This is a genomic window from Kitasatospora sp. NPDC002965 (assembly GCF_040611255.1).
GTDB lineage: Bacteria > Actinomycetota > Actinomycetes > Streptomycetales > Streptomycetaceae > Kitasatospora.
This window is the reverse complement of sequence record NZ_JBEXNT010000016.1, coordinates 36,085-62,756: the sequence shown is the minus strand read 5'-3', so window position 1 is coordinate 62,756 and position 26,672 is coordinate 36,085. Positions and strand designations below refer to the sequence as shown.

General features: G+C 74.2%; 19 protein-coding genes and 1 pseudogene. 7 read left to right on the top strand and 13 right to left on the bottom strand.

Going from position 1 to position 26,672, the window contains the following annotated elements; genetic code table 11:
- Positions 1-28: 28 nt before the first annotated feature.
- The 10 genes from ABZY91_RS09875 to ABZY91_RS09830 form a co-directional block, all read right to left on the bottom strand.
- Positions 29-454: a phage tail protein gene (locus tag ABZY91_RS09875; protein ID WP_030394849.1), complete on the bottom strand. Its 426-nt coding sequence runs from the start codon at positions 452-454 to the stop codon at positions 29-31.
- 34 nt (positions 455-488) lie between these two features.
- Positions 489-1,184 (bottom strand): hypothetical protein, encoded by a 696-nt coding sequence (locus ABZY91_RS09870; RefSeq protein WP_355401191.1) that lies wholly within the window; start codon positions 1,182-1,184, stop codon positions 489-491.
- A gap of 2,398 nt (positions 1,185-3,582) precedes the next feature.
- On the bottom strand, positions 3,583-3,741 hold the full coding sequence (locus tag ABZY91_RS09865) for a DUF6760 family protein (RefSeq protein WP_355401189.1): 159 nt from the start codon (positions 3,739-3,741) through the stop codon (positions 3,583-3,585).
- Positions 3,738-4,232 (bottom strand): hypothetical protein, encoded by a 495-nt coding sequence (locus ABZY91_RS09860; RefSeq protein WP_355401187.1) that lies wholly within the window; start codon positions 4,230-4,232, stop codon positions 3,738-3,740. The genes ABZY91_RS09865 and ABZY91_RS09860 overlap by 4 nt, the downstream gene beginning before the upstream one ends.
- Entirely contained in the window at positions 4,229-4,669 is a 441-nt protein-coding gene (locus ABZY91_RS09855; RefSeq protein ID WP_329884140.1) for a phage tail protein, read from the bottom strand. The genes ABZY91_RS09860 and ABZY91_RS09855 overlap by 4 nt, the downstream gene beginning before the upstream one ends.
- A gap of 62 nt (positions 4,670-4,731) precedes the next feature.
- Positions 4,732-6,288, bottom strand: a complete 1,557-nt coding sequence (locus tag ABZY91_RS09850; RefSeq protein ID WP_355401185.1) for a phage tail sheath family protein — start codon at positions 6,286-6,288, stop codon at positions 4,732-4,734.
- A gap of 262 nt (positions 6,289-6,550) precedes the next feature.
- Positions 6,551-8,659 (bottom strand): ATP-binding protein, encoded by a 2,109-nt coding sequence (locus tag ABZY91_RS09845; protein WP_355401183.1) that lies wholly within the window; start codon positions 8,657-8,659, stop codon positions 6,551-6,553.
- A complete protein-coding gene (locus tag ABZY91_RS09840) occupies positions 8,656-9,360 on the bottom strand; it encodes a DUF4255 domain-containing protein (RefSeq protein ID WP_355401181.1) in 705 nt (234 codons plus the stop codon). Before ABZY91_RS09840 ends, ABZY91_RS09845 begins: the two co-directional genes overlap by 4 nt.
- Entirely contained in the window at positions 9,357-12,680 is a 3,324-nt protein-coding gene (locus ABZY91_RS09835) for a hypothetical protein (RefSeq protein WP_355401179.1), read from the bottom strand. The genes ABZY91_RS09840 and ABZY91_RS09835 overlap by 4 nt, the downstream gene beginning before the upstream one ends.
- A 141-nt stretch (positions 12,681-12,821) precedes the next feature.
- A complete protein-coding gene (locus ABZY91_RS09830; RefSeq protein WP_355401177.1) occupies positions 12,822-13,607 on the bottom strand; it encodes a response regulator transcription factor in 786 nt (261 codons plus the stop codon).
- Between the two features lie 149 nt (positions 13,608-13,756).
- Here ABZY91_RS09830 and ABZY91_RS09825 point away from each other — a divergent pair, with 149 nt between their 5' ends.
- Positions 13,757-15,127 carry a hydrolytic protein gene (locus ABZY91_RS09825; protein WP_355401175.1) on the top strand — a complete coding sequence of 457 codons (1,371 nt, stop codon included), beginning with the start codon at positions 13,757-13,759 and terminating at the stop codon, positions 15,125-15,127.
- Positions 15,128-16,702: 1,575 nt separating this feature from the next.
- On the opposite strand, the pseudogene ABZY91_RS09820 reads toward ABZY91_RS09825, so the two are convergent.
- A pseudogene (locus tag ABZY91_RS09820) lies at positions 16,703-17,170 on the bottom strand (DUF4157 domain-containing protein); the annotation flags it as partial.
- Positions 17,171-18,055: 885 nt separating this feature from the next.
- On the opposite strand from ABZY91_RS09820, the gene ABZY91_RS09815 reads away from it, so the two are divergent.
- From ABZY91_RS09815 to ABZY91_RS09805, 3 genes are all read left to right on the top strand, one after another.
- The gene (locus tag ABZY91_RS09815; protein ID WP_355401173.1) at positions 18,056-19,399 is read left to right on the top strand and encodes a VCBS repeat-containing protein; all 1,344 of its coding nucleotides are present in this window, start codon (positions 18,056-18,058) and stop codon (positions 19,397-19,399) included.
- Positions 19,400-19,512: 113 nt separating this feature from the next.
- Positions 19,513-20,823 carry a VCBS repeat domain-containing M23 family metallopeptidase gene (locus ABZY91_RS09810; protein ID WP_355401171.1) on the top strand — a complete coding sequence of 437 codons (1,311 nt, stop codon included), beginning with the start codon at positions 19,513-19,515 and terminating at the stop codon, positions 20,821-20,823.
- A 57-nt stretch (positions 20,824-20,880) separates the two neighbouring features.
- The gene (locus ABZY91_RS09805; protein WP_355401170.1) at positions 20,881-22,221 is read left to right on the top strand and encodes a VCBS repeat-containing protein; all 1,341 of its coding nucleotides are present in this window, start codon (positions 20,881-20,883) and stop codon (positions 22,219-22,221) included.
- A gap of 167 nt (positions 22,222-22,388) precedes the next feature.
- Here the strand turns inward: ABZY91_RS09805 and ABZY91_RS09800 are convergent, their stop codons facing one another.
- Entirely contained in the window at positions 22,389-23,387 is a 999-nt protein-coding gene (locus ABZY91_RS09800) for a LuxR C-terminal-related transcriptional regulator (RefSeq protein ID WP_355401240.1), read from the bottom strand.
- A 162-nt stretch (positions 23,388-23,549) separates the two neighbouring features.
- Here ABZY91_RS09800 and ABZY91_RS09795 point away from each other — a divergent pair, with 162 nt between their 5' ends.
- Positions 23,550-23,900 carry a hypothetical protein gene (locus ABZY91_RS09795; RefSeq protein WP_329884123.1) on the top strand — a complete coding sequence of 117 codons (351 nt, stop codon included), beginning with the start codon at positions 23,550-23,552 and terminating at the stop codon, positions 23,898-23,900.
- 149 nt (positions 23,901-24,049) lie between these two features.
- Entirely contained in the window at positions 24,050-24,229 is a 180-nt protein-coding gene (locus ABZY91_RS09790; RefSeq protein WP_329884121.1) for a hypothetical protein, read from the top strand.
- Positions 24,230-24,661: 432 nt separating this feature from the next.
- Here the strand turns inward: ABZY91_RS09790 and ABZY91_RS09785 are convergent, their stop codons facing one another.
- Complete coding sequence (locus ABZY91_RS09785; protein ID WP_355401167.1) at positions 24,662-25,465, bottom strand: exodeoxyribonuclease III; 804 nt, start codon at positions 25,463-25,465, stop codon at positions 24,662-24,664.
- 273 nt (positions 25,466-25,738) lie between these two features.
- Between ABZY91_RS09785 and ABZY91_RS09780 the strand changes: the two genes are divergently transcribed.
- The gene (locus ABZY91_RS09780) at positions 25,739-26,512 is read left to right on the top strand and encodes a GntR family transcriptional regulator (RefSeq protein ID WP_329884152.1); all 774 of its coding nucleotides are present in this window, start codon (positions 25,739-25,741) and stop codon (positions 26,510-26,512) included.
- The last annotated feature ends 160 nt before the right edge of the window (positions 26,513-26,672 follow it).

Here is a 26,672-nt window from a genome sequence, read left to right as displayed (position 1 = left end):
GTCGTCGGACGGGGTGGTGGTGGGACGGTCAGGCGGGGAGCAGTCCCGCGTGGGCGATCTCCAGGGTCTCCACCGCGGCCGCGGAGTTGGCGGGGTCGAAGGACGGACCCTGCCAGCGGACCGGGACGATCCCGAATACCTGCCAGCTGATGATCCGGCTCAGATCGGGCCGCAGGGCCACGATCTCGCCGTCCTTCGGTTCGACCCGCCGCAGCGTCTCGTCCAGCCAGCGGCCGATCTTCGCCGTGTCGGCGGTGACCGGCCGGGTGAGGGTGATGTTCGACCAGGTCACGCGACCCGGGAGCTGCCAGGTGAAGCCGTTGTTGCCGCCCTCGGCGTAGCTCTCCATCTCGACCTCTGCGCCCATGCCGGAGCAGGTGTGGAAGGCGCCCAGGTCGTTGCCGCCGATCGCCAGCCGGAAGAACACACTGGTCGCGAAGATGTTGTCCGTCATCGGTCCGTCGTCCGTTTCTCGTTCGTGCGGGTGCTCAGCGGCGGCCGTCGAAGGTCCTGCCCGCGCGGTCCCGGCCGCGCCGCAGCTCGGCGCGCAGCAGGCGGGCGACCGGGTCGAGCAGGCGGCGCGCCAGGTCGTCCAGGTCGAGATCGCCGCCCTGTGGTCCGGCGTCACGCGGACTTCCGCCGGTTCGGTCGGAGGCGGTGACCCGCTGGTCCGCGGTCGTGGTAATGGCCGGGGTGGTGGTGCCGGGGGCGGTGGTGCGCGGGGCGGGGTCGGTGGCGGCCGGGACGGTTCCCCGGATGCTGCCGGTGTCGCGTTGCACGGGGAGCGGGGGCGGGGGCGCGGCCGGGGGTACTCCCGGCGTGCCGCCGGGGTCCGGCGTCCTGGACCGCACCAGCGGCACCACGGGTACGGGCCGCGCCGAGGACGTGGCCCGGGAAGGCTGGACCACCAGCGGTGGCGCGTGCGGGGCGGTCACGGGCAGCGGGCCGGGCGGGTGCCCGGAGCCGGAGGTGTAGAGGGCTGCGGGGCCACGAACGGGTTCGGACGGGCGAAGAGGGCCGGACGCGGACGCCGGGTGCGGGCCGGGGGAGCCGGGCGCTCGCTGGACGTGCTGCGGCGCGGCGGCGGAGGGCGGGGTGGCGGAGGGCGGGGCGGCCCAGCGTGCCGCGACCACGGGGCGGCTCACCGCGCGGGCGGCAGCGACGGGGGCCGTCGCGCTCCCCATGTCCAGGCCGCTGCCGAGGGCCAGGGGCCGCGCCGCGAGCAGTTGGACGCTGCGGTGCGGAGCGGCCGGTGCCCGGCCCGGGGCCCCGGCCCGACCGGCGAGGACGAGCGGGACGGGCCCACTCGTCCGGGCCCCTGCGGGTGGTGCGGGAACTCCGGCGCGACCGCCGTGCCGGGACGGGGTGGTCGGGGACGGGGTGGTTGGGGGCGTGGGAGCCGGTGACATGGGAGCCGGTGACGTGGCCGGGGACGCGGGGTGCTGTCCCGCTCCCGGCCCCGGCCCCGGCCCCGGCCCGGGCACGGCCGCGCGCCGGACGGTGGACGGGGCCGCGGGGTGGTTGGCGGTCGGTGGCATCACGGGCAGCGGGGCCCCCAACCCGGCGCGCGGACGCCGCGCGGTCCGCCCAGGGCCGCCCTCGGCAGCCGGAGCCTCCGGCTGCCGCTGCACGACCGGTAGGGCCGGCCCCGCGGGCGCGGCCGCGGAGGGGGCTTCACCGGCCTGCGCCCGGACGGTCGCACCGCTACCCAAGGGTGCTGCGGTGGAGGGGAGTTCGGCCAGCGGCGGACCGAGGGTCGGCCGGCCGGTCGCGCGTTGCACGGGTGTGCCGGATCCGGGTTCCGTCCGGTGCTGGATGATCGGCATGGGTGGTGCGGGGGTGGCGGGATCTGGTGCCAAGGGTGTTGCGGGAGTGGAGGGTTCGGGTGTCGGTGTGCTGAGGGTGGGGTGGTCGGTCGCGCGTTGCACGGGTGCGTCGGATCCGGGTTCCGTCCGGTGCTGGATGATCGGCATGGGTGGTGCGGGGGTGGCGGGATCTGGTGCCAAGGGTGTTGCGGTGGCGGGGAGTTCGGGTGTCGGTGTGCCGAGGGTGGGGTGGTCGGTCGCGCGTTGCACGGGTGCGTCGGATCCGGTCTCCGCCCGGTGCTGGAGCGTGGGCGCGGCTGGTGCGGTGATGGCGGCTTCTGTCGCCAAGGGTCGGCTGGGAGGCGGGAGTTCGGACGCCGAAGCGCCCGGGGCAGGGCGGTCGGCGGCGCGTTGCGCGGGAGCCGCGTCCGCGCCCCGCGCGGGAGCGCCGGGCCGGTCGGGGACGGTCTCCGCCTGCCGCTGGACGACAGGCATGGCCGGTGCCGGTGCCGGTGCCGGAGTGGGGGTGGGAGTGGGTGCGGGACCGGCCGCGTCCGAGGGCGCGGCGGGCGCCGGGACTTCGGTCGGCGGGGTGCCGAGAGGGGGCGCGTGGTCGGCCGCCCGCTGTACGGGTGCGTCGGGGGAAGGTCCGCCGGTGTGTGCCGGGGGGACGGCGGGGAGCACGGCGGGCACCCGGCGCCTGGGTATGGCGGGCACCCGGGCGACGGTCAGCGACCGGCCAGCAGGGCGCGTCCGCACCACGGCGCGCGTCGCTTCGGCGCGGTCCGCCGGAGCCTCTCCGCCAGGGGGGCCGGGACGGGTGCCGCCGGCGGCGGGGAGGGACCCGGCTCCGATGGCGGTCCGCTGCACGGGCCGGCCGGCGGGGGCGGCCCTCGGGGTGTCCTCGCCGGAGACGCCGGGAACCACCGCGATGCGGCGGACCAGCGGGAGCCGTGCGGGCACCGGCGTACGGCCGGCCCCCGGGGCTGCGGCGGTCGCTTCGGCTCGCTGGACGACGGGAGCGGCGTCCGCGCCGAGCGCGTCCGGACCGAGCACCGCCGCGGACTGCGCGGGCGGGCGGCCACGGGTGCCGGGTACACCGGCCGCCGCACCGGCCGCCGAGGGGGCCTCCCGCCCGCCGCCGGACCGATCCGGGCGCTCGTCGGCCCGCGAGCGGCCGGTGGCGGCGCTGACCGCGGGCGCGGCCTGTGCGGACACCGGAGCGCCCTTCGCCGAAGCACGCGCACCCGACCCGCGCGCACCCGACCCGCGTGCACCCGACCCACCTGGCTGCGCCCGCCCGGTGGCCTGCGCACGCGGTGCGGGAGGTGCCTCCGGCTGCGGTGCCCCCGTCCCCGCCCCCGGCGCGGCGTCCGCGTCGGACGGGCGCAGCGCCCTGAGCAGCAGCGGGCCGCCTCCGCTGCGGGTGGGGTGCGCGACGGCGGGGCGGGCGATGCCGCGGACGAGGCCGGTCGGGGCGGTCGGCAGCAGGGCGTGGGCGAGGCCGGTGTCGAAGGACGGATCGCGCCAGGCGGCCAGCCCGTCCCGGAAGGCGAGTCCGTCACTGACGCTCATCGGCGCCCGGGACACGGTCAGGAGGGGTGGCGCGGTGCGGCGCCAGCCGCCGTCCCAGTCCGCGGGCACGCCTGGGCCCCGGCCGGCGGCAGCCTCCCGGACCGCACCCGCCGCGCCCGCCGCGCCCGTGCCCACGCCGTCCGAGGGCGCGCCGCTCGGCACGGCGCCGCGCCGGCGCACCCTGTCCCGCCACGCCATTTGCTCAACCTCCTTCGTTCATTCGGGAGTTGATCTGAGCGATTTCGGTGACCCACTGCCGGCGTTCGGCATGGGTCAGGTCGAGGATCTCGTCGCGTTGCCAGTGGAAGTGGTAGGCGACGTACGCGATCTCCTCCCTGAGCCGGGGGAGCGCGTACGTCACGATTCCCCCAGGCGCCCACCGGAGAGGTCGACCTCGAAGCCGCTGTCGCAGTGCGGGCAGGTGACCGCCGCGCGGGTGTGGCCCTCGCTGTTGACGCGCCGGTAGAAGTCCTGGAGGAACGCGACGTCGGTCGCGTACATCCGCTCCACGACCCCGGCGTGCACGTCGGTGACGGTGCCGAGCCGGGTGATGACCTGGCTGAGCAGCACCACGCTCAGGTACGCCGGGTTCTCCTTGACCCGCAGGTCGATCTGGGGCCGCAGCTCGTCGCGGGCGGTGGCCAGGCGCATCGAGCCGTGGCGGTGCAGGGTGCCCGCCTCGTCCACGTACCCGCGCGGCAGTTCGAACTCGAACTCGGTGCGCAGCGCGTGCTCCTCGCGCCGCGCCGGAGCGCCGGCGGAGGGTGCCGTCGGCGGTGCCGGGGCCGGGGCGGGCGCCGTGGCCTGGAGGATCTCCTCCAGGCTGCCCGCCGTCACCGTACGTCGCCTCATTCGACGATGATCTCCTCGAACACGATGGTCACGGACTCGGTGGCCGCGGCGGACTCGCCGGCTTTGAGGGAGGGGCCCTCCCATTTGGAGGCCCAGCCGTTCATCAGCTGGATGCGCCGGACGGTCTCGCCCGTGGAGTCCTTGATCTCGATGGTGAGGTTCTGCCGAGCGGTGTCGACGGCCCCGTTGTTCAGGGTCTCCTTGATCCACGTGGTGAACTCGCTGCTCTTGTCGAGTCCCCGGGTGATCGTGACCTCGCCGGCCTGACGGGCGCCGGGCTGCTTGCGGATGATCTGCTTGCCGTCCTTGCTGACCTGCCGGACCTCGACGACCTCCTCCTCGACGGTCAGGCCGCTGATCTCCTGGATCGACTCGACCAGGTAGCCACCGAGCTGAACGCCGAAGATATGGGTGGAAAGAGCATCGCCCTCTGCCATGACTGTCTGTCACCTTTCCTTGCTGCTCGTCCCGGCGGTCCCGGGAGCGCCGGACCTGCGGGTCACTCGTCGATGAGGCTGGTGCTGTCGGAGAACTGCGCCAGCCGGAACACCACGAACTCGGCCGGCTTGACCGGTGCCACGCCGATCTCGCAGATCACGCGGCCCTGGTCGATCGATTCCTGCGGGTTGTTGTCCCGGTCGCACTTGACGTAGAACGCCTCCGCGGCCGTCCGCCCGAACAGCGCGCCGCGCCGCCACTCCTCGGTGAGGAACGCGGTGGCGTTGCGCCGGATGCTCGACCAGAGCCGGTCGTCGTTCGGCTCGAAGACCACCCACTGGGTGCCCAGGAGGATGGACTCCTCCAGGTAGTTGAAGAGGCGGCGCACGTTCAGGTAGCGCCAGGCCGGATCGGAGGAGAGGGTGCGGGCGCCCCAGATCCGGATGCCCCGGCCGGGGAAGGCCCGGACGCAGTTCACCCCGATCGGGTTGAGCAGGTCCTGCTCGCCCTTGCTCAGGCGCAGTTCCAGGTCGACCGCGCCGCGGATCACCTCGTTGGCGGGGGCCTTGTGCACCCCGCGCTCGGCGTCGCTGCGCGCCCACACGCCGGCGATGTGGCCGCTCGGCGGGACGGTGGCGTTGCGCCCGGCGGCCGGGTCGAAGACCCGGATCCACGGGTAGTAGAGGGTGGCGTAGCGGGAGTCGTAGCCCGCCTCGTCGTTGCGCCAGGTCCGGACCTGCTGTGCGGAGAGACCGGGCGGGGCGTCCAGGACGGCGACCCGGTCGCCCATCTGCTCGCAGTGCGAGATCACGGCGAGCTGGACGGTGCGCACGCCCTCGGCATCGATGTCACCGCGCTGGTGGGAGCCCATCAGGTCGGGCACCGCGACCATGGTGATCTCGTCGATGGTCTCCAGGCCGCCGAGCCCGGTGCGGGCCGCCGCGTCGCCGACGTACTCGGCCGGGTCGAGCCGGGCCGCCGTGCCCTGGCCGGCGGCCGGGGCGGGTACGGCTGTGGGGGCGTCGGGCAGGGCCGCGGTCTGGTTCGCGGGCCGGCCCTGGGCGGTGCCGCGCTGCTCGGTGACCTCGATCAGCGCCGAGCCGCGGGCCTGGGTGACGAGGTAGCCCTTGACGTTCCGGCGGGCCGACACCTCGAAGGTCTCGGCCACCGCCCCGTCGCGGTGGACCAGCAGCCTGAACCGGTCCTCGGGCGGGTTCTCGCCGTCCGCGTCGGCGATCTCCACCGAGAGGCCGGTGACGCCCGGCCGGGCCGCGACCAGGAACCCGCCGAGCGCGACGGGCTCCGCCGCGGGCTGCTCGGGGCCCGCGGCGGCGGGCGCGGAGCTGTCCCGGTCGGAGCCGCCGACCCGGACGACGTACGCGGCGCCGCCGCCGTTGGCGAAGTACCCGTAGACCGCGTGGGGCAGGTAGGCGCCCTCGGTGAACCCGCCGAAGCGCTGGGAGTACTGGTCCCAGCTGGTGACGAGCGTCGGCTCGTGGAACGGGCCGGTCCGGGCGAACCCGACGAACGCGGCGACGGCGGTGCCGACCCCTTCGATCGGGCGGGCACCGGACTGCACCTCCTCCACGTAGACCCCCGGGGTGAGGTACGTCGGCATGCTCGCTCCTTCGTGTCACCGGTCTTCGGTGGACAGCTTCGGTGGACGGTCTTCGGTGGATCTCCGGCCAGGTTCTACGGACGGCGGACGGCGGACGGCTGAACGCCGTCGACGGACCCGGTCGCGCGCCGTCGCGCCCCGCCCCCAGCCTTTCCGGCGGGCCGCGGCCGGCGGGAGGGACCGGGGGACCTGCCCGGGGGCAAGGGCGCTGCCCTCCCCGGCCCTCCCCGGCCCGCCGCGACGGCCCGCCGGCCGCCCCGGTTCAGACCCGCGTGACCTGGGCCACGTACGGTCCGAACTCGCCCTCCAGCACCAGCCGGCCGAGCTTGCGGTACTCCTGCGCGACCGCCGCCACCGTCTGGGCCATCGTCAGCGGTCCACCCGACTCGGCGGCGAGGTACGCGGCGCTCACCGCGCAGGCCCGGATGGAGCCTCCGGCCAGGTCGAACCGGTCCGCGCAGAAGGGGAGGTCGAGGTCGTCGCCCCGGGGCACCCGGTCGCCCAGGCAGCGGTCCCACAGGGCGAGGCGCTGGTCGGCGTCGGGCACCGGGAAGTCCGCGACCACGTCCAGGCGGCGGGTGAAGGCCTCGTCCAGGTTGGCGCGCAGGTTGGTGGTCAGGACGGCGATGCCGTCGAAGGACTCCATCCGCTGGAGCAGGTACGCCGACTCCATGTTGGCGTGCCGGTCGTGGGCGTCCTTGACCTCCGAACGCTTGCCGAAGATCGCGTCCGCCTCGTCGAACAGCAGCACCGCGTTGACGGCGGAGGCCTCGGTGAAGATCCGCTCCAGGTTCTTCTCGGTCTCACCGACGTACTTGTCGACCACCGTGGAGAGGTCCACCACGTACAGGTCCATGCCCAGGTCGGCCGCCACCACCTCGGCCGACATCGTCTTGCCGGTACCGGACGAACCCGCGAACAGCGCGATCACCCCGCGCCCCCGCCCGCCGCCGGGCCGCATGCCCCACTGCCCGAGCACCTGTTCGCGGTGGCGGGCGCGCACCGCGAGCTCCCGCAGGCTGCGGTGGGTGGGGGCGGGGAGCACCAGGTCGTCCCAGCCCACCGCGGGTTCGACCCGGCGGGCGAGGCGGGCGAGCCCCGCGCCGTTCTGGGCCCGGACGGCCGTGCGCAGGTCGTCGGGGGAGACCGGGCGGCCGTCGAGCGCGGCCGTGCGCACCGCGGTGCCGGCGGCCCTCCGCAGCTGCCCGGCGTCCAGGCGGTGCGCGGCGACGGACCGGGCGAGCGCCTCGGCCCCGTCCTCGCCGACGCCCTCGTCGCCCCCCGCGCCGTGCTGCTCGCCGGCCCGCTCCAGTGCGTGCCGCCAGCGTGCGACCTGCCGGTCGGGGGCGGGGACCGCCACCGTCAGGGTGACGGGGGTGTCGGCGGCCCAGGCGGGTTCCCAGCCGCCGGTCCCGTGGGTGAGGAAGGGGAGGCCGCGCAGGGCGTCGCACAGCGTGCGCAGGACCCTGGCCCGCTCGTCGGGCCGGTCGGGGAGCTCCTCCAGCGGCCCCAACAGGACGCCCGCGCCCAGCAGCCGGGCCTCGCGTGCGACGGCCCGGGCGACGTCCGGCACGCCCCGGGGGGCATGGGACAGCGCCGCCGGGTCCAGGGCCAGCGGCGGCAGCCCGCCCGCCTGCAGCGCGGCGACGGCCAGCCCCTCGGCATCGCCGCCCCGGCTGCGCAGGTGGACATGGCCGCTGCCGGTCCCGGCCGCGGCGGCGGCCCGGCGCAGCTCGGCCGGGTCGACGGCCGGATCACCGGCCGGACGGCCGAGCACTCCGGTCAGCAGCGGGTCGGGCGCGGTGTCGCCCAGCAGGTGCGAGGTGACGCGGTCCGGGACGGTCAGCACGCGTGACAGGGGCGGCCGTTCGGGTTCGGTGACCTCCAGCAGACCTCCCGCGACGAGCGGCGCGGAGGGAGCCAGCCGGAACCGGGCCGCCGCCACCCCGCGGTGCCCGCACAGTTCGAGGGCGAGTCCGACGGTGGGCCGGCGGCGCGTCAGGTCGTCGTTGAGGTAGCCGTAGAGCCGCTCGAAGCGGGTGTCGAGGTCCGGGGCCAAGGCCACCAGCAGCAGGTCCAGGTCCAGGGGCGCCAGGGCGAAGCGGGCGGCGAGCACGGCCAGCGGCGAGCCGGGCGGCGGCGCGTCCGGACCGGGCAGGGCGGGCGGAGCGGGCCGGTGTCCCTCGTCCAGGACGCGGGCGACCGCCTCGGGGGTGAGGAACTGGCCGCGGTACGGATCGTCCGGATCGGGATCGAGCGCGCGCCGGATCGCGACGGCCTCGCGCACCCGCTCCTCGACGACCCGCAGCCGCGCCCACAGATACGGGACCGGGGTCGGCGTCGCGGCCGCGGGTTCCAGGGTCCGCGTCACGGCTGCCGCTCCCCGCGTCGGCGGCGGGCGGGGGCCGGCCCCCGCTCCCGGGAGCCGCCGAAGCCCTCCGGACCGGGCTCGGCCACCTCCGTGTAGCGCAGGCGCCGCGCGGCCCCCGGCTCCTCCGGTGCGGTCCTGGCCGCGGCGCGGACCACGAGCCCCTCGGTGACCGGTGGGGCGACGGCAGTGGTGGCCCCGGCCAGCGGCGCCCTCACCCGCAGCCCCAGCGACGGCTTGAGCTCGCCGCCCAGCGCCGACCACACGTCGGAGGCGGCGGGCGCGTCGAGCCCGGCGCCGCCGCCGTCCAGGCCCACGATGAGGCCGAGTTCGGCGAGCGAGCCGGTGAGCAGGCGCGGTGGCAGCGCGTCGGTGGACACCAGACACGTCAGCACCTGGGAGAGCAGCCGGTGTTCGTCCTGCGGCCGGCTCGCCCACGCGGTGACGAGGTACGTCAGCTCGAACCAGCGGGCCGGGGCGCGGCGCGCGGCGAGGAAGCCGTCCGCGTCGTACACCTCACCCGCGCCGCTGGCGCGCCGGGTGTGGTCCTCGCGGACGTCGTACAGGAACACGCACACCGTCGGGGCGCTGCGGCGGGCCGCCCAGTCGCGGGTCGGCGCGTCGAACACCACGTCGACGCCCGACGCGTCCAGACCGGACTCCGCGAGCAGCCGGCGCAACCCCTCGTCGACCTCGTGGATCATCGGCGGATCATCTCGTTGGGCGGCTGGACCGTGCCGCTGACCACCAGGAAGCCGGTCCGCACCGGGGAGAAGCCGGGGCCGTTCGCGGTGATGACCCGGGGGCCGGTCTGATCCTTGGCGAGGATCAGCAACTGGCCGATGAACCGGCCGTCCGGGCCGGGGACGGTCGGCGCCGCCGCGGCCGTGATGCCCGGCTGCCAGGTGAACCGCACCGGCGCGCCGGGCGGGAAGTCCTCACCGCGTACCGAGGTGACGAAACCGGGCTTGCCGATCGGCGGGACCGCGACGATGCGCGGCTGGAGGATCCGCAGCTGCTGACGGGCTTCGTTGTCCCCGGGGTCGGCGTCCGTGCCGGTGGTGGTCAGGGAGCCGGTCACCAGGCCGGTGAGGGCCTGATCGGGGCTGAGGACGACCTGGACGACGGTCCGGGCGCCCGGGGCGAGGTCGGGCAGCGCGCACACCCAGGCCCGGTCGCAGCCCGGCGGCGGCCCGTCGTGGGGCACGCCCCCGGGCAGGCCCACGCGGAGCCGCAGACCGGTGGCCAGCCCTTCTCGGCCGTTGCGAACGGTGTACGTGAGGACCACGCGACCACCGACGTAGCCGGGGTTCGGCTGCGCCGTGAGGCTCAGCCCGGGGCCGGCCGGCGGCTCGGGCGGCAGTGGCGGGGGCGTGCGGATCGGCGGCGGGGCCGGTGGGGCGGGGGCGGGTGTCGGAGGCGGCGGCAGTACCGGGGGCGGCGGCACCGGGTTCGGCGTCGGATCCGCCGGCGGCGTCGGGACCGGGGTCGGGGCCGGCGTCGGGGTCGGGGTCGGGGTCGGGGTCGGGGTCGGACCGGGTGTCGGCGGGGCCGGCGCCGGGCGCACCGGCACCACGGTCCGGCCGGTGTTGTCGCTGGGCCGTGGGTCGAGGACGGCGCCGGTGACCGACCAGTCCAGCGGCTGGTCGCCGGGCTCGACCCCCGTGACGGTGACCGTGACCGGCACGGTGTCGCCCGGGCGCACCACGCCCAGGGCGCAGACCAGCGCCGCCGCGTCGCAGACGGCGCCGGGCGCGGCGAGGCCCGTGACGATCACCCCGGCCGGGGGCGCGACGGTCAGCCTCGTCCCGGGCGAGGCGGCCGGGCCGTGGTTGACGACGTCCACCCGGACGGTCCCGGAGTCGCCCGCGGTGAGCGGCGCGGCCGTGCCGGGTGCCTGGACCGCGAGGTCCACGGACTGCTGGACGCCCGGTTCCTTCTGGCGGCCCGGCAGCCCGGCGGTGAGCGGGGTGCGGGCCCCGGAGACCGCGTCCACCAGGGACAGCTTCTCCGGGCTGTTGGCGGCGAGGGCGGCCCGGGAGCTGATCACCAGCGTCCTGCCGTCGGAGCTCCAGGCGGCGTCGCGGGGCTGGAAGGGCCCGGTGGAGGTGGTGTCGGGCAGTTCCCGGCCGCAGGCCCCCGGCCGGTCGCGGGCCGCGTCGGGCAGCAGTACCCGGCAGGCGCCGCCCGCCGCGGCGACCAGCAGGATCCCGTTGCGCTCGTCGACCCGGCCGGCGCCGTTCTTGCGGTTGAAGGCGATGGTGGCGCCGTCCGGTGAGAACGCCGGGCTGTCGTCGATGACCTCGCAGGCGCCGGGGCAGTGGGCGGCGCTCAGGTCGCGCTGCCGGTCCAGGCGGTCCAGACGGTCCACGGGCACGGTCCACACGTGCTTGTTGCCCCCGCCACCGTTGATCACCTGGTTGCGGGTGAACGCCAGGGTCGAGCCGTCGGAGGACCAGGTGGGCTGGGCGTCGCCGCCCTGGAGCTGCCCCTCGGGCGGGACGATCACGCCCCGGACCGCGCCGGTGGCGGCGTCCGCGATCAGGATCCGTCCAGGGCCGGAGGCGCCGCCGACCCCGCCGGGGGAGGTCCGGGTGAAGGCCAGGTACCGGCCGTCCGGGGAGAACGTCGGATCGGTGTCCCAGTCCCTGGGGCCGCGGCCCGCCAGCGGGAGCGCCGTCGGGCCGGAGCCGTCGGCGTCCGCGATCCAGATCCGTTCGATCCGCCCGGCCGGCAGGTTCGGTCCGGCCGGCGCGTCCTCGAAGCGGGTCACCACGATCCGGCGGCCGTCGGGCGTGTAGTTCTGCCGCTCGGTCCACGGGTCGTACCCGGCGGCGGGCCGGAACAGCGGGTCCTTCGCCGGATCCGTCTCGGTGTCGGCCGCCGGGTCCTCCTTGAGGACGGTCCGGTTGAGGTCACGGGGGTCGGAGCCGTCCGGCCGGACGTCCTGCAGGGTCACCACGTGCGGGCCGTCCGCCGAGACGCGTTCGACCACCGCGCCACCGCCCTGGAGCGGGCCGAGCCAGGTGGCCGGTCCGACCTCGCGGTCCTCGCTGAGCACCACCTTCGGTTCGTCCTCCGAGAGCGCTCCCACCCGGAAGACGTGGTCCCAGTCGCCCTCACAGCTACAGGTCCGGTCCGGGCTGAGGAAGAGCAGGTCGTTCCCGTCGGGCAGCCAGGCTGCCCCGTGCGTGCGCCACTGGGCCCGCGGGCCCGCCAGCAGCGGCCCGCCGGTGCGCCCGTCGGTCCACCGCAGCCGGGGCCCGTCCGGTCCGGTGGCGGTGTAGGCGATCCGGTCCCGGGTCGCCGGCCCGTCCACCGGGTTCCACACGGGCTCGGTGCCCGCGCCGTCGGCGGGGTCGGAGACCCGGGTGGCGGGCCCGCCCCGAAGCGGCCGGACGTAGACCTGCCGGCCGGCGGCCCGATCGGCGTCGGAGGAGTACGCCAGCCGCGCGCCGTCGGGCGAGACCGTGGGGTGCTCCTCGTTCGCGGGGGTGTCGGTCAGCCGGGTGAGGCCGGTGCCGTCGGTGCGCACCAGCCACAGGTCGCGCTGGGTGCCACCGGCCCCGGCGGGCCGGGCCGCGTCGAAGACGACCGACCGGCCGTCCGGCGTCAGCCGCGGGTTCGCCGCGTCCAGACCGCTGGTCAGGCGGTGCACCGAGCCGTCGGCGGAGCGCAGGTAGACCTGCGGGGCCTGCTCGTCGCGGCGGCTCGCGAAGACCAGCCGGTCGCCCAGGGCGGCGGGCTGGACGTCGAAGTGCGCCGGGCCCTCGCCGAACAGCGGGGGGCTCGTCGTGTCCGTCGCCACCCGGCCGAGGCTCCGGTGGCGGGTACCGGCGTACGCGATCCGGCTCTCCCCGGCATCGGCCGCCGCGGCCCGGGCCCCGGTGCCGTCCGCGGGGGGCCGGTCCCCGGCGCCGCCCGGGCCGGCGGCCGTCGTCACCGCGAGCAGAGGCACCAGCAGCAGCGCCGCACCGGCCCTGCCCCAGCGGTCTCGCCGACGGCCGGAGCCACCCGTGCCCATCACGGTCCACCTCACAGTCCGGTCCAGCATCCATGTCCGACGGTGCCACCCTGCCGGTCCGCGGCCGCGGACCGGCAGGGCCCCGGGGCCGCGCTCGGGGGAAGCACCGGCTGCGCTTTCGGGCAGCCGGTGCCGGTCCGGTCAGATCAGCCCGTTGCGCAGCGCGTAGCCGACGGCGTGGGAGCGGTTGCGCAACTGGAGCCGGGTGATGACCTCGTGCAGGACGTTCTTGACGGTCCGTTCGGAGTACGAGGTGTTGCGCGCGATCTCCGCGGTGTCCAGGCCCTCCGACACCAGGCGCAGCATGTCCGCCTCGCGCGGGGTCAGCGTGGACAGGGACGCGGCGTGCGGGTCGAGGGCCGACCGCTGCAGGCTGCCGACGTGGTCGAGGAGCTTCGCGAGCAGGTCGCCGGGTAGGACGCCCTCACCGTTCGCCATCGCCAGGACCAGCCGCAGCAGCCGGTCCTGGTCGGCCTCCGCGCGCCGCAGCACCGCGGTGACTCCGCACTCGATGGCGCGCTGTAAGGCGTCACCCGATTCGAAGGTGCCGACCACGAGTCCCGTGCGGGTGGCGGAGTTGTGGCGCAGCCGGTACAGCAGGGCGGCCGTCTCGTCGTCCACGCTGTCCACGGCGACGAGCGAGACCCGCGCCTCGTGCGCGTCGGCGTCGTCGACCAGTTCTACCTCGGGCCGCTGGCGCAGCTGTTGGACGATCCCGACGTACAGGACCGGGTCCGAGGCGTACACGGCCACGGTGACCCGTCCGCCGGGCTCGCCGGCCGCGGCGTCGTGCGGGGCCCGGGCGTGGGCCGGGCTGTGGGCCGGGGCGCGGCCCTGGGGCGGGACGGTCGGCCGCGTGGTGCCGGTGCCGGACGGGTGGACGGTGCCGATGAGGTCGGTGTGGAGCATGAGGCGTACCTGTTCCATGATGCGTATGAGGGGAGTACTGCGGGGTCCAAAGGCAACAAAGCTCCTGGACACAGGAGTTGGGCGGAGTTCGCGGGGGCATCGCGGCTGCCCGGGGCCTTGCCCCCGCGTCCGTGGAGATGGGCGGGGCGGCGGCGTAGCGTCGCGGCGTGACGACCCCAGCAGCCACTCCCAGCCCCGGCGCGCCCGGCCTCGACATCCCGTCGGTGACGGTGACACCGGGCGGTACCGCGACCACCAGCCTGACCGTTCGCAACGACGGCGACATCGTCGAGGCGTACCGCCTGGAAGTCGTCGGTGACTGCGCTGCCTGGACGACGGTCGAGCCCGACCGCGTCTCCCTCTACCCCGGCACCTCGGAGACGGTGACCATCCGCCTGGCGCCCCCGCGTTCGCCGCGGGTGCGGGCGGGCGAGGTGCCCCTGGCCGTACGGGTCCTGCCCACCGAGCACCCCGAGGCGGTCAAGGTCCCCGAGACCACCGTGCGGGTCGAGGGATTCCGGCAGCTTCGGGCCGAGAGCGCCCCCAAGCGCCGCCGCGGCTGGCTGCGCGGACGCTACCGCCTCGCCGTCCACAACGAGGGCAACCGCCCCGTCCAGGTGGGATTCACCCCGGCCCAGCCCGGTGAGGACCTGAAGTTCGACGTCCGCCCCGCGGCTCCGAAGCTGGAGCCGGGTGAGTCGGTGGAGGTGGCGCTGCGGGTCCGCGCCGGGAAGCCCGTGTGGTTCGGGAAGCCGGCCACCTGGCCGTTCACCGTCACCGTGGCGGAGACCGAGGCGAAGGCCGGGGCGAAGGCCGGGGACCGGGCCGACGACGCCGGCGAGGACGACCGGGAGCGGCCGCGGCCGGAGGCCGAGTTCGTCCAGATACCGATCTTCCCGACCTGGCTGCTGGCGGCCCTGGCGGCGCTCCTCGCGCTGCTGCTGGCCTGGTTCCTGCTGGTGCGTCCCGCCGTGCGCAGCACCGCGAGGGAGGCCGCCGACCAGGCGGTCCAGCAGCAGTCGACCCCCACCGAGGCGCCGGCCGGCGGCCGGACCCCGGTGGCGAGCCCCGGGCAGCCGGGCTCCGGGGCCGGGAGCGCCCTGCCCGGCGCGGGCGGTACCGGTACCGGTACCGGTACCGGTACCGGAACGGGCGGCGACACCGGGACCGGACCGGGGGGCGGGCAGCAGGGTTCGGCCACCATCGACCTGACGACGGCCGCAGGGGAGACCAAGGTCGGCACCTACGTCGTGCCCGTGGGCAAGACGTTCGGGATCACGGACATCGTCGTCGCCAACTTCCAGGGCGACGAGGGCGTCGTGACGATCGGTTTCGGCGACCGCAAGATCACGACGATCGCGCTGGAGACGTTCCGTAACCAGGACTACCACTGGGTCACCCCCATCAGGATCACTGAGAACCAGACCGTGACGGTCCAGGTGACCTGCGCGAAGCCGGGCACTCCGGCCACCGGCGTGCAGGCCCAGGAGTGCCACGAGGTCCTCAACGTGAGCGGTGTGTTGAGCGACCTCAGGTGAACAGATGCCACACGCATGGTCTGTCAGGTTGTCCCGTGAGAAAAGGTGAGCCTCACTCGTTCCGGCCGAAAACCGACGGTTCGGAGGCTGGGAAGGCACCCTGATCGTGACTGTACATTCTCATTTCGGCGGCCCTGGGAAGCTCCGGCCCGGCGTCCGACCGTGAATCTGACGGTCACTCAAATACGGCTGAATCCGATCCCTCCCGGCGCCCGTCCGACCGTTCGGGCGCCGGTGGGGGCAGCGGCCGTCCCGGGCGTGTCGGAGAGTACCGAGGGCCGGCCCGTGTCACGGGCCGGCCCTCGCCGGATGCCGGTACGTGTCACGCACCGGTGCGCGTCACGAACCGGTGCGCCTGCGGGCCGTGTCGCCGGCCAGCGTCCGGTCGTGCCGGTACGCCTCCTCCGCCCAGCCCGCCAGGTCGCGCAGCTCGGCCTTGAGCTCGTCCCAGGTCTTCATCAGGGAGCCCATGGTCCGGATCTCGAAGGGGACCATCATGGCGCCCTCCTCCTCGTGCGGGTCGATCTGGTTCATCCCGCCGAACACGCTCTGTTGGGGCACCTGGGGGACGCCCTTCAGCGTCGACTCGGCGAATTCGAGGAGCGTCACCGGGAGGCCGTCGATCTCCCGGGTGGCTTCGTCGCGGAACTCCAGGTTCGCGCTGCCGTCGCCGGGATCCTCCTGGAACTGTGCGAGCAGGTCGACGATCACCTCGCTGTCGTCCCGCAGGAAGTCCTGGAACCCGGGGTCGAGGAGCGCGCGGACGTCCGTGAGCCGGGACCGGGACAGCACGACCGTCAGGTTCTTGATCTGGCCCTGGTCCTGATCCTGCGCGAGGTAGTCGGCCATGGCCGCGACCTGGGTGAAGAACAGCTGGCTGTAGCCGTCCAGGGCGTCCGTCTCCAGCCGCTTGCGCTTGCGCGCCGACTCCCGGCCCTGTTCGTACCGGGCCACGACCTGGCCGGCGAACGTCCTCGCCTGCGAGAGCCGGAACCGGGCGCGGGGGAGCGGCGCCCCCTGGACGTGGGGAGCGGCACCCCGGAGGTGGTCGAAGAACATCGGCATCCCGGCCAGTGGCACACCGACCGAGTAGTGGACGAACAGCCCGTCGCCCATGCCCTGGGCGCCGGCGTAGTTCGGGAAGTCGAGATCCGGGGCGATCCGGGCGTCCTGCCCTGCGGGCAGGATCTCCAGCTCCAGGCCCAGGTCCGCCAAGGGGGTCTTCTCGGTCTCCCGGTAGAACGCCTCGCGCACCGTCCTGATCTCGTCGACCAGCCGATCGAGGGCCGCCGGCCCGGACTCGCTCCCCGTGCCGACCACCGGGACGGCCCCGGTCACGAACTCCACGTTCGAGTAGTCGGCCCCGTTGCGCAACGACCGCTTGTCGGAGACCAGCTTGAAGTCCCCCGCGGTGCTCTGGGCCAGGTCGGTGTCGCCCTCGTACGCCGCGCCACCGGACGTCTCGACGGGCATGTCGATCTCCGTCTCGAACCCCAGCTTCCGTTGCACGGCGGGCCCGCCGTCCCCTGCGGCGCCGCCGCCCGGCTCCGCCCGCCGGACCGCATCCGGCCGACCGGCCGGCCGCGCCATCACGCGTCGCGCGTTGGCCTCGGCGTCGCGTTCGAAGGAGTCACCGGGATCGCTGACCCGCAGCCCGTCCCCCCGGTCGGTACCGGCGACGGCCCCCTTCCGCTGCTGGATCACATGCGTCAGCTCGTGCGCGAGGGTGTGCCGGTCGCCGCCCCCGTGCCCGATGACGACGTCCCTGCCGGACGTGTAGGCCCGCGCACCGATCTCGGCGGCGGACCGCTGGGCCGCCGCACCGGTGTGCAGCCGCACATCGGAGAAGTCCGCCCCTAGCCGCCCCTCCATCTCCTCGCGCACCTGCCCTTGGAGCGGCCGCCCGGCCCCCCGCAGCACCTCGTGCACACCGGACCGCTGGACAGGGTCCGAATCGTGTGCGCCCCGCCCGCCCCGCGCGATCCGGGCCACGACCGCGTTGCCGATGCTCCGCTGCAGCTCACGGGCCTGCTCCGGGGACATCGCCTCCGCCACGGGCCCGCTCACCCGCGTCTCCCGGGCCTTGCGGTCACCTCCGCCGGCCCGCTCGCCGCCGTTCCCCCTGCGATCGTCCGCCCTCGCGCGCACTGGCCCTCCCGGTCGCCTACCGCTGCCTTGCCTCTTCTCCCTACACCGCCGGCACCCGCCGCTCCCATCCCCGAAAGTGCACCCCCGGGGCCACACCCCCTGCCCGACCCGGGCGGTCCCGGGCTGCCCGACCGCCCGGCGCCCTCGCTGGCGAGGGGCGGATCGACGGGTACGGCGCCGTCGTCCACATCTGCCTCGTGGTGACCAGCACTGACGATCGGTCGGAGGCCGCCCGGTGGCCGGATGGGCCTGGCGCGGGGCGTCGGGCGGCGTCCGCGGCCGACCACGGTGGACGGACTCGGCCAAGGCCGGTTCGGGCCAGCGCCGGCCCCTGGTCCGGCCACCGGCCGGCGGGCAGGCTCTTACTCGACGGCGGCGACGAGCAGCCGAGAGGAGCCGGGACAGCGTCACTGCGGGACGCGCCGGATCCGGACCACACCCGTGTTGTGCGTGTGCCCCGAAGGAGCCCCGCCGTGATCCGCTCCCGCAGCACGAAGCCCGTCGCGGTCACCGCCCCGCTTCCGCCCCGGGTGAGCACCGACGCCACGGGTCGGCAGTAGCGGCCCGCTTCGGGCTCCACCCGGACGCCGCCGAACCGGGACGTTCCCACTCTCTGCTCCCACTCCGCACCGCACGCGTGTCCGGCCGGGCCTTGCCCTGTCCGGCGCACGGTCGACGGCGATTCCCTCAGCACCTTCGAAACCTGTCGTGGCCCAACTCCCCGGCGACGGAACATCCGACCGAGCGAACGAAGCTTGCGAACGAAGGAAGCGTTTTCCGATGAAGAAGACTCTGCGCAAGGCCCTTCAACTCCTCGCGGTGAGCGCGGTCCTGGCCGGCGGGACCGTCGCCGCGACGAGCCCCGCGTACGCGGCCCTGCCCGACGTGTCCTGCGGCACGATCTCCTCCGCCGATACCACCGCCGCCGCCCAGCTGAACCAGCAGCTCACCGGCACCCTGCGGAACGCGATGACCGCGTACCGGATGTCCTGTGCCCGGGCCATCGTCAACACCGTGCGGGCCATCGGAGTGCCGCAGCAGGCCGAGGTCATCGCGATCACCACGGCGATCGTGGAATCCACCCTGCGGAACAACCCGAACATGGAGGACCACGACAGCGTCGGTCTGTTCCAGCAGCGGGCGTCGTGGGGCAGCACCGCGCAGAGGCTCGATCCGGCGACGACGACCCGCAAGTTCATCAATGCGCTGCTCTCGACATATCCGAACAACTCCTGGATGACCAAGCCGATCGGCGAGGTCTGCCAGGGCGTCCAGCGCTCGGCCTATCCCGACCGCTACCAGTACCAGGTGGCCGACGCGCAGCGGATCGTCGACGCCATCGGCCAGGCCCCCGCAACTCCGGTGGGGATGACGGGCTTTGCGTCGGCCGACTTCAACGGTGACGGGAAGGCGGACCTGGCCGCGGTGGAGGCGGCCACGGGGAAGATGCTCCTGTACCCGGGCACCGGGGTCGGCACCTTCGCTCAGCCGAGCCTGATCGGCACCGGGTGGGACTCGGTCGGCAACGTGACGCCGGGTGACTTCAACGGTGACGGGAAGACCGACCTGGCTGCGGTCGGCGCGGGGGACGGGAAGCTGTACATCTACCCGGGCACCGGCACCGGAGCGTTCGGTACCCCCTGGTCGGCCGGCACCGGCTGGAACAGTCTGGACAACTTCTCCGCCGGTGACTTCAACGCCGACGGGAGGGCGGACATCGCGGCGGTCGGCACGGGTGACGGGAACCTGTACGTGTATCCGGGTACCGGGACCGGGTACTTCGCGGCTCCGATCAACGCCGGCAACGGCTGGAACAACCTGGACCGTTTCACCGGAGGTGACTTCAACGCCGACGGGAAGGCGGACATCGCGGCGGTCGGCATCGGTGACGGGAGCCTGTACGTCTTCCCGGGCACCGGAACCGGTTGGTTCGCCGCCCCGGTCAGCGCCGGTACGGGTTGGAACATCATCCGCGACCTGGTCGGCGGCGACTTCAACGCCGACGGAAGGACCGACATCGCCGCCGTCCAGGCCCCCCGAGGCGCCGCCGGCACCATGTACCTCTACCCCGGCAGCGGCCAGAACACCTTCGGCACTCGCAGCACCATCGGCACCGGCTGGTAGCCGGCCCGACCCGGTCCCGACAACGGCGTCGGCCCGGCCCGTGATCCGTTCCGGGCCCGGCCTGCGCCCAGCACAGCTCCCCGCTTCCAAGACCTCGGACCTGGAGTTTCCTCATGCCCGCCGCCATCCGCCTGGGCCGCGCCGTCTCCGCGATCGCCGTGGCGAGTGCCGCCGCCGTCGGTGTCTCCCCGCAGCCGGCCCACGCCGCCACGCCAGGCTTTCAGCTTCCCTTCGTCTGCGACCAGAGCTGGACCGGAAGCGTACGCAGCAACCACAATCCGCCGCTGTCCATCGACTGGACGCGTGGCGGCCCCGGCACCACGGTCAACCAGGCCGTGGTGGCGAGCGCGAGCGGCACGGTCAGCCTGGTCTCCAGTGCCGGCAACTACGGCAACCGCATCGTCATCGACCACGGCGGCGGTTGGCAGACCCTGTACGCGCACCTGGCCGGCTTCAACGTCGGCCAGGGCGCACAGGTGGAGGCCGGTGACAAGATCGGTTCGGTCGGCAGCACCGGAAACTCGACGGGGCCGCATCTGCACTACGAGCAGAGGCTCAACGGCACGGTGACCCAGTCCGTGCTCAACGGATCCGCGTTCGTCGACGGCACGACGCTCAGGAGCCGTAACTGCCCGACCACACCGCAGCCCCCCGCCGAGGACGTCGGCATGACGAGCTTCGCCTCGGCCGACTTCAACGGTGACGGGCGGACGGACCTGGCCGCGATGGAGGCCGCCACGGGGACGATGCTCCTGTACCCGGGCACGGGCGTCGGCACCTTCGGTCGGCCGGGTCTGATCGGCACCGGGTGGGACTCGGTCGGGAACGTGACGCCGGGTGATTTCAACGGTGACGGGAAGTCCGACCTGGCTGCGGTCGGCGCGGGGGACGGGAAGCTGTACGTCTACCCGGGCACCGGCACCGGAGCGTTCGGTACCCCGTGGTCGGCCGGCACCGGCTGGAACAGTCTGGACCACTTCGTCGGCGGTGACTTCAACGCCGACGGGAGGGCGGACATCGCGGCGGTCGGCAAGGCTGACGGGAACCTGTACGTGTATCCGGGTACCGGGACCGGGTACTTCGCGGCTCCGATCAACGCCGGCAACGGTTGGAACGACCTGGACCGTTTCACCGGTGGTGACTTCAACGCCGACGGGAGGGCGGACATCGCGGCGGTCGGCATCGGTGACGGGAGCCTGTACGTCTTCCCGGGTACCGGAACCGGTTGGTTCGCGGCCCCGGTCAGCGCCGGCACGGGCTGGAACATCATGCGTGACCTGGTCGGCGGTGACTTCAACGCCGACGGCAGGTCGGACGTCGCCGCCGTCCAGGCGCCTCAGGGGTCCACCGGCGACATGTACCTCTACCCGGGCACCGGCCAGAACACCTTCGGCAACCGCAGCACCATCGGCACCGACTGGTAGCCGGCTCCCCGCACCAGTCTCCGACACCCACCCTTCAGCAGATCGAGGTAGTCAGCCATGCCCAGGACCAGCGTCTTCCGCCGCCCGTCAGTGCTCGCCCCGTTGCTCGCCGCCATGGCCGCCGCCGGCCTGAGCGCACCGCCCGCCCAGGCCGGCTCCTCCCTCGGAGGCCCCGTCAACCGGTCCGAGATCCTGTCGCGCGCCCAGTACTGGGACGCCCAGGACGTCCAGTACAACCAGGGTGCGACGTACGGGGACGGCGACGGCCACTCGTACCGCACCGACTGCTCGGGGTTCATCGCGATGGCCTGGCACCTGTCGGCCACCGGCCTCGGCTCGGCGACCACCCAGACCCTCGACAGCCGGTCGCTGACCGCGCGCATCAACAAGAGCGACCTGCGCCCCGGCGACGCGCTGGACAACATCAGCGACCATGTCGTGCTCTTCGTGCGGTGGAACAACCAGGCGACCGGGGACTTCACCTACCTCCACCAGTCGAACTCGCGGACCGACATGACCTATGGGAGTGGGAACGTCTACAGCGGAAACATATCGAGCTACCCGGCGAGCAGCTACGTGGCCCTGCGGTACAACAAGGTCGTCGAGGACAACAGCACCCCTCCGCCGGCCACCCCGGTGGGGATGACGGGCTTCGCGCCGGCCGACTACAACGGCGACGGGAGGACCGACCTGGCCGCGGTGGACGCGGCGACGGGGAAGATGTTCCTGTACCCGGGCACCGGGGTCGGTACCTTCGGTGAGCGGAGCCTGATCGGTACCAGCTGGGACTCGCTGGCCAATATGACGCCGGGTGACTTCAACGGTGACGGGAAGGCGGACATCGCCGCCGTCGGCAAGGGCGACGGGAAGCTGTACGTCTACCCGGGCACCGGCACCGGGGCGTTCGGCGCGTCCTGGTCGGCGGGCACGGGCTGGAACAGTCTGGACCACTTCGTCGGCGGTGACTTCAACGCCGACGGGAGGGCGGACATCGCGGCGGTCGGCAAGGCTGACGGGAACCTGTACGTGTATCCGGGTACCGGGACCGGGTACTTCGCGGCTCCGATCAACGCCGGCAACGGCTGGAACGACCTGGACCGCTTCACCGGTGGTGACTTCAACGCCGACGGGAGGGCGGACATCGCGGCGGTCGGCAAGGGTGACGGGAGGCTGTACGTCTTCCCGGGTACCGGAACCGGTTGGTTCGCGGCCCCGGTCAGCGCCGGCACGGGCTGGAACATCATGCGTGACCTGGTCGGCGGTGACTTCAACGCCGACGGCAGGTCGGACGTCGCCGCCGTCCAGGCGCCTCAGGGGTCCACCGGCGACATGTACCTCTACCCGGGCACCGGCCAGAACACCTTCGGCAACCGCAGCACCATCGGCACCGACTGGTAGGTCCTGATGAGGCACCCGCCGAAACTGCGCGAACCCGCCGGGCCCCGGTCCCGGCGGGTTCCCGCGTCGGGGCCGCGCCGCTTCGGCCCGCAGGGGAGGAGCGCGAGGAAGGTCCAGCCGCCCGGGGTTGTGCGTCGGGTGAGGGGCGGGCGGTGGCGGGTGATCGGTCAGGTGCGGCGGGTGGGGAGCCAGCCGTTCTGGACGGCGCGGACGCCGGCTTCGAAACGGCTGCGGGCGCCGAGGCGTTCCATGAGGTCGGTGGCGACGCGGCGTGCGGTGCGGGGGGAGACGCCCAGACGCTTGGCGATGGCGTCGTCGGTGTGTCCTTCGGCGAGGAGGCGGACGCAGGCCGCTTCCTGGGCGTTGAGCCCGCGCTCGTCGCGGCTGGCCTGTTCGCCGAGCGGCTGGGCGCCGGCCCAGACGTTCTCGAACAGCGCACACAGGGCGACGAGGGTGCCGTGGCCGGTCAGGACCACGGCGCCGGCGGCGGTGTCGTCACCACGCACGGGGATGACGGCGGTGGCGCGGTCGACCAGGATCATCCGGGTCGGCAGCGAGGGCGCGGTGCGTACCCGGCCGCCGCGTTCGGCGAGCCAGTTCACGTACTCCACCGTGTGCGGGCTGTTGCGCACGCTGTCCAGGTAGACGGTGCGCATCCGGATCCCGCGGTCCAGCAGAGCCGCGTCCAGGGGCTTGGCAGCCTCGATGTTCTCCGGCTGCTGGCCCCCGTCCGGGGCGAAGGTCATCACCTCCTCGCGCACCTCACGGGTCAGGGTGGCGAGGCGGTCGCGGATCTGGTCGAGCCCCACCAGTTGCTCGACCCCGGGGTTGCCGGCGGCGGGGCGCAGTTGCGCGTACTCGGCGATGAGTTCGGCGGCGGCGGCGCGGGAGGCTTCGACGCGCATCTGCTGGGCGGCGAGTTCGGCCTGCTGGCGGGCCATCAGGATTTCCATGCCGATGTCGGGGGACACGGCGCGCAGTCGGCCGTGGCGTTCGGCGGAGGGGCGCAGCAGAGCGAGTTCGCTGAGCCGGTCGAGGGCGGTCCTGACGTGGTGTTCGTCCTGGCCGAGGCGGTGCGCGATGGCGGCGACGCCGTCGTCGGGGTGGGCGAGCATCACGCGGTAGACGGCCTCGGCGGCGGTGTCCAAACCCAGTGCGGTCAGCACGTGTCCCCCCAGGGATTCTTCGTACACGCGTTCAGCGAATCATGTCACAGCGTGCTCCTGGAATGGACGGGTCAGGGGGAAGGCTGGACGGTTCCGGCCGGGGCCCGAACCGTCCAGGTTTTTCCCCTGTATGGGAATTGCCCGATTCGGCACCCTCGTTCCATGTACCTGGTTCATGTCTCCCTGCAGGCCCCCGCGGGCCCCGCCGAGCTGCCCGACGACGCCCGTGAGCTGCTGCTGGCCGCCGCCGAGGAGGGGATCGAGCACGTCAGCGTCCACGCCGGTGCCGTGCCGCACCCCGTGCTGGGGGTGTTCGTGCTCGCCGACCGTCTGGAGGACGCCGAGCAGCGTGCCCAGGCGTTCTGCCGGCGGGCGGTGGCGGTGTCGCCGGGGCTCACCGGCTGGCGGGTGCAGTGTGGGCAGGTGCCCCTGGTCGCCGCCTTCCACGAGCGGCTGCCGGCCGATCCCGGCCCCGCTGGCCGGAACGGTCCAGGGACGATTCCGTCCACCTGAATGCCCTTCCACCTGCCCTGAGCTGCGGCGAAGCTAGTGACTGCCGCCAGGGAGCACCGCTTCCGGGCGGCGGGCCGGACGAAGCGTCACCGCGGGACGCGAGCCGGATCCACGTCGCCGCCGCCCCTTTTCTTCCGAAGGACACCGCCATGCTTCGTACCGCCCTCGCCAAGGCCGCCGCGGTCTCCGCCCTCGCCCTCGCCGCCGCCGCGGTGGCTTGCTCGCCGGCACTGGCCTCCGACACCGACGGTGCCACGCCGATCGCTGTCACCGCCACCGCCACCCCGCAGCCCACCGCCACCCCGGCGGACAACATGATCTGGGGCTGACCGCCCGGCCGCCCGCGGCCCTGCACCGGGAACCTGCCGCCGCACCCGCGCTCCGCGATGCGGCGGCCCGACCGGACAGCCTGCCTTCCGTCGGGCTCCGTGCCCCGCAGGCGAGGGCGCTGCCCGTGCGGGCGCCGGCTCTCGCCGAGGCCGCCCCGGGCGGCACCGCCCGCCACGCCGGGCTCCCGGGGCCGTCGCGTGCGACGTCTTCGGCCGGGACGGCACGGCCTTCACCGGCATCCCCGGCCGGGGGCCCGAGGGCGTCGGCCGGTCTGCGGTGGACGACCTCGGCCACCGACTCCCCGTCGGCGCTGAGGGCTATCGGCTCCGGTGAGGAGTAGTCAGGGAACGGCCGCTCATGCCGTGCTCCGATTCCCGGGTCGCCGTGCGTGCACCGTGGGTGAACACGCTGTGGCGGCCGTCAACGGGTGGTCAGGACTCGAGGTCGTAGGCCACGGTGACCGGGGCGTGGTCGGACCAGCGTTCGGCGTGGGTGTCGGCGCGTTCGACGCGGGCGTCGGTGGCCTTGGCGACCAGGCCGGGGGTGGCGACCTGGAGGTCGATCCTCCAGCCGGTGTCGTTGTCGAAGGCGCGGCCGCGGTAGGACCACCAGGTGTACGGGCCGGTGCCGTCGGGGTGGAGGCGGCGGACGACGTCCACGTAGCCGGCCTCGTCGAAGACGCGGGAGAGCCAGGCGCGCTCCTCGGGGAGGAATCCGGCGGACTTCTGGTTGGCCTTCCAGTTCTTGAGGTCCTCGGGGCGGTGGGCGATGTTCCAGTCGCCGCAGACCACGACCTCCCGGCCCTCCGCGGCGGCCCGGGTGCGGAGGGCGCCGAGGTGGGTGAGGAATTCCGCCATGAAGCGTTCCTTCTCCTCCTGGCGTTCGGTACCCACTTCGCCGGAGGGGAGGTAGAGGCTGGCCACGGTCAGGCCGGGGAGGTCGATTTCGAGATATCTGCCCGAATTGTCGAATTCCTCGGAGCCGAAGCCGACCACCGTGCGGCTCGGCTCCCGGCGGGAGAGCACCGCGACGCCCGCCCGGCCCTTGGTGGCGGCCGGGGCCCAGGCCGCGTGCCATCCGTCCAGGTCGCGCAGCTCGACCGGCAGCTGCCCGGGCTCGGAGCGCACCTCCTGCAGGCAGATCACGTCCGCCTCGGTGGCGGCCAGCCACTCGATGAAGCCCTTCTTGGCCGCAGCCCGGATTCCGTTCACGTTCACACTCGTCACCACGATCACCCGAGCAGCCTACCGAGAGGCCCGGCGGGGGGTGTCATCCGACGCGTCCGCTTGCGGAGCTGTCGTGAACGCACCATGAAACTGTGCGGCAACCACGTCGAGCGCCGCCATTGGTCTTGACCATCTCCCGGCACAGCCCCTAGTGTCACTTACTGCAAGGACCTTTAATAAAGAAGGACGGAAAAAGCCCGCTCTCCCACCTGCCGCAACAGCGGACAGCGGGCCGGATCCGCCCTCTTTCGGCAGACTGAAGAGAACAGGGTGGAGGACGCGGTGGGGACGACAGGGCAGCTCACGGCCGTACCGGAACCGAAGTACTGGCACCTGCGCACGGTGCTGCTCCGCGCCATCGACACGGAGTTCTCCACCGGTCAGATCCTCCCCAACGAGCGCGAGCTCGCCGCCCGCTTCGGCGTCGCCCGGGCCACCCTGCGGCAGGCGCTCGACCAGCTGGAGCTGGAGGGCCGCCTGGTCCGCCGGCGCGGCATCGGCACCCTGATCGCCGCCCCCCGGGTCGGCGTGCCGGTCAACCGGCAGGAGGAGGGCTGGCCCGGCGCCCCCCGCAGCCAGGCGTGGCGCACCGTCGACTGCACCACCGCCCCGGCCGCCGGCCGGCTGGCCGTGGCGCTCGGTGTCCCGGAGGGTGCCACCGTCCACACCGTCCGCCGGGTCCGCCTCGTCCAGGGGCAGACCGTGGCGAGCGAGTCGCTGCACGTGCCCGCCGCCGCGCTGCCGCACCTGCCCGGCTTCCGGGCCGAGAGCGACCGTGCCCGCTCGGTGCTGCGCCAGCTGGAGCGGCTGGAGGTCGACGGCGAGTCCCGCTCGGTCGAGCTGGGCGTCGCCGAGGCCGGCGAGGCCGCGCTGCTGGAACGCCCGCCCGGCTCCCCGGTCCTGGTGATGACCACCCAGTACGCGGCGGCCGGCCGCCTGGTCGCCCTCGCGGTCTCCACCTACCGGGCCGACACCTGCAAGCTCACCTTCGGCGAGACCGGACTCGTCGAGGTCACCCCGGTCGGCGCGACCCCGGTCGGTGCCGCCGCCTCCTGAACCATTCCCGGAAAACCCTCAGGCCCGGGCCCGGACGCTCCCACAGGCGTCCTGGCCCGGGCCGTTTTTGTGCCGCGGCGACCACCGCGGTCCGCCCCGGCCCGGCCGCCGCGCCGACCCCCGCCCCGCCGGTCGCGGAGTTGTCACGGGTTCCTGAACG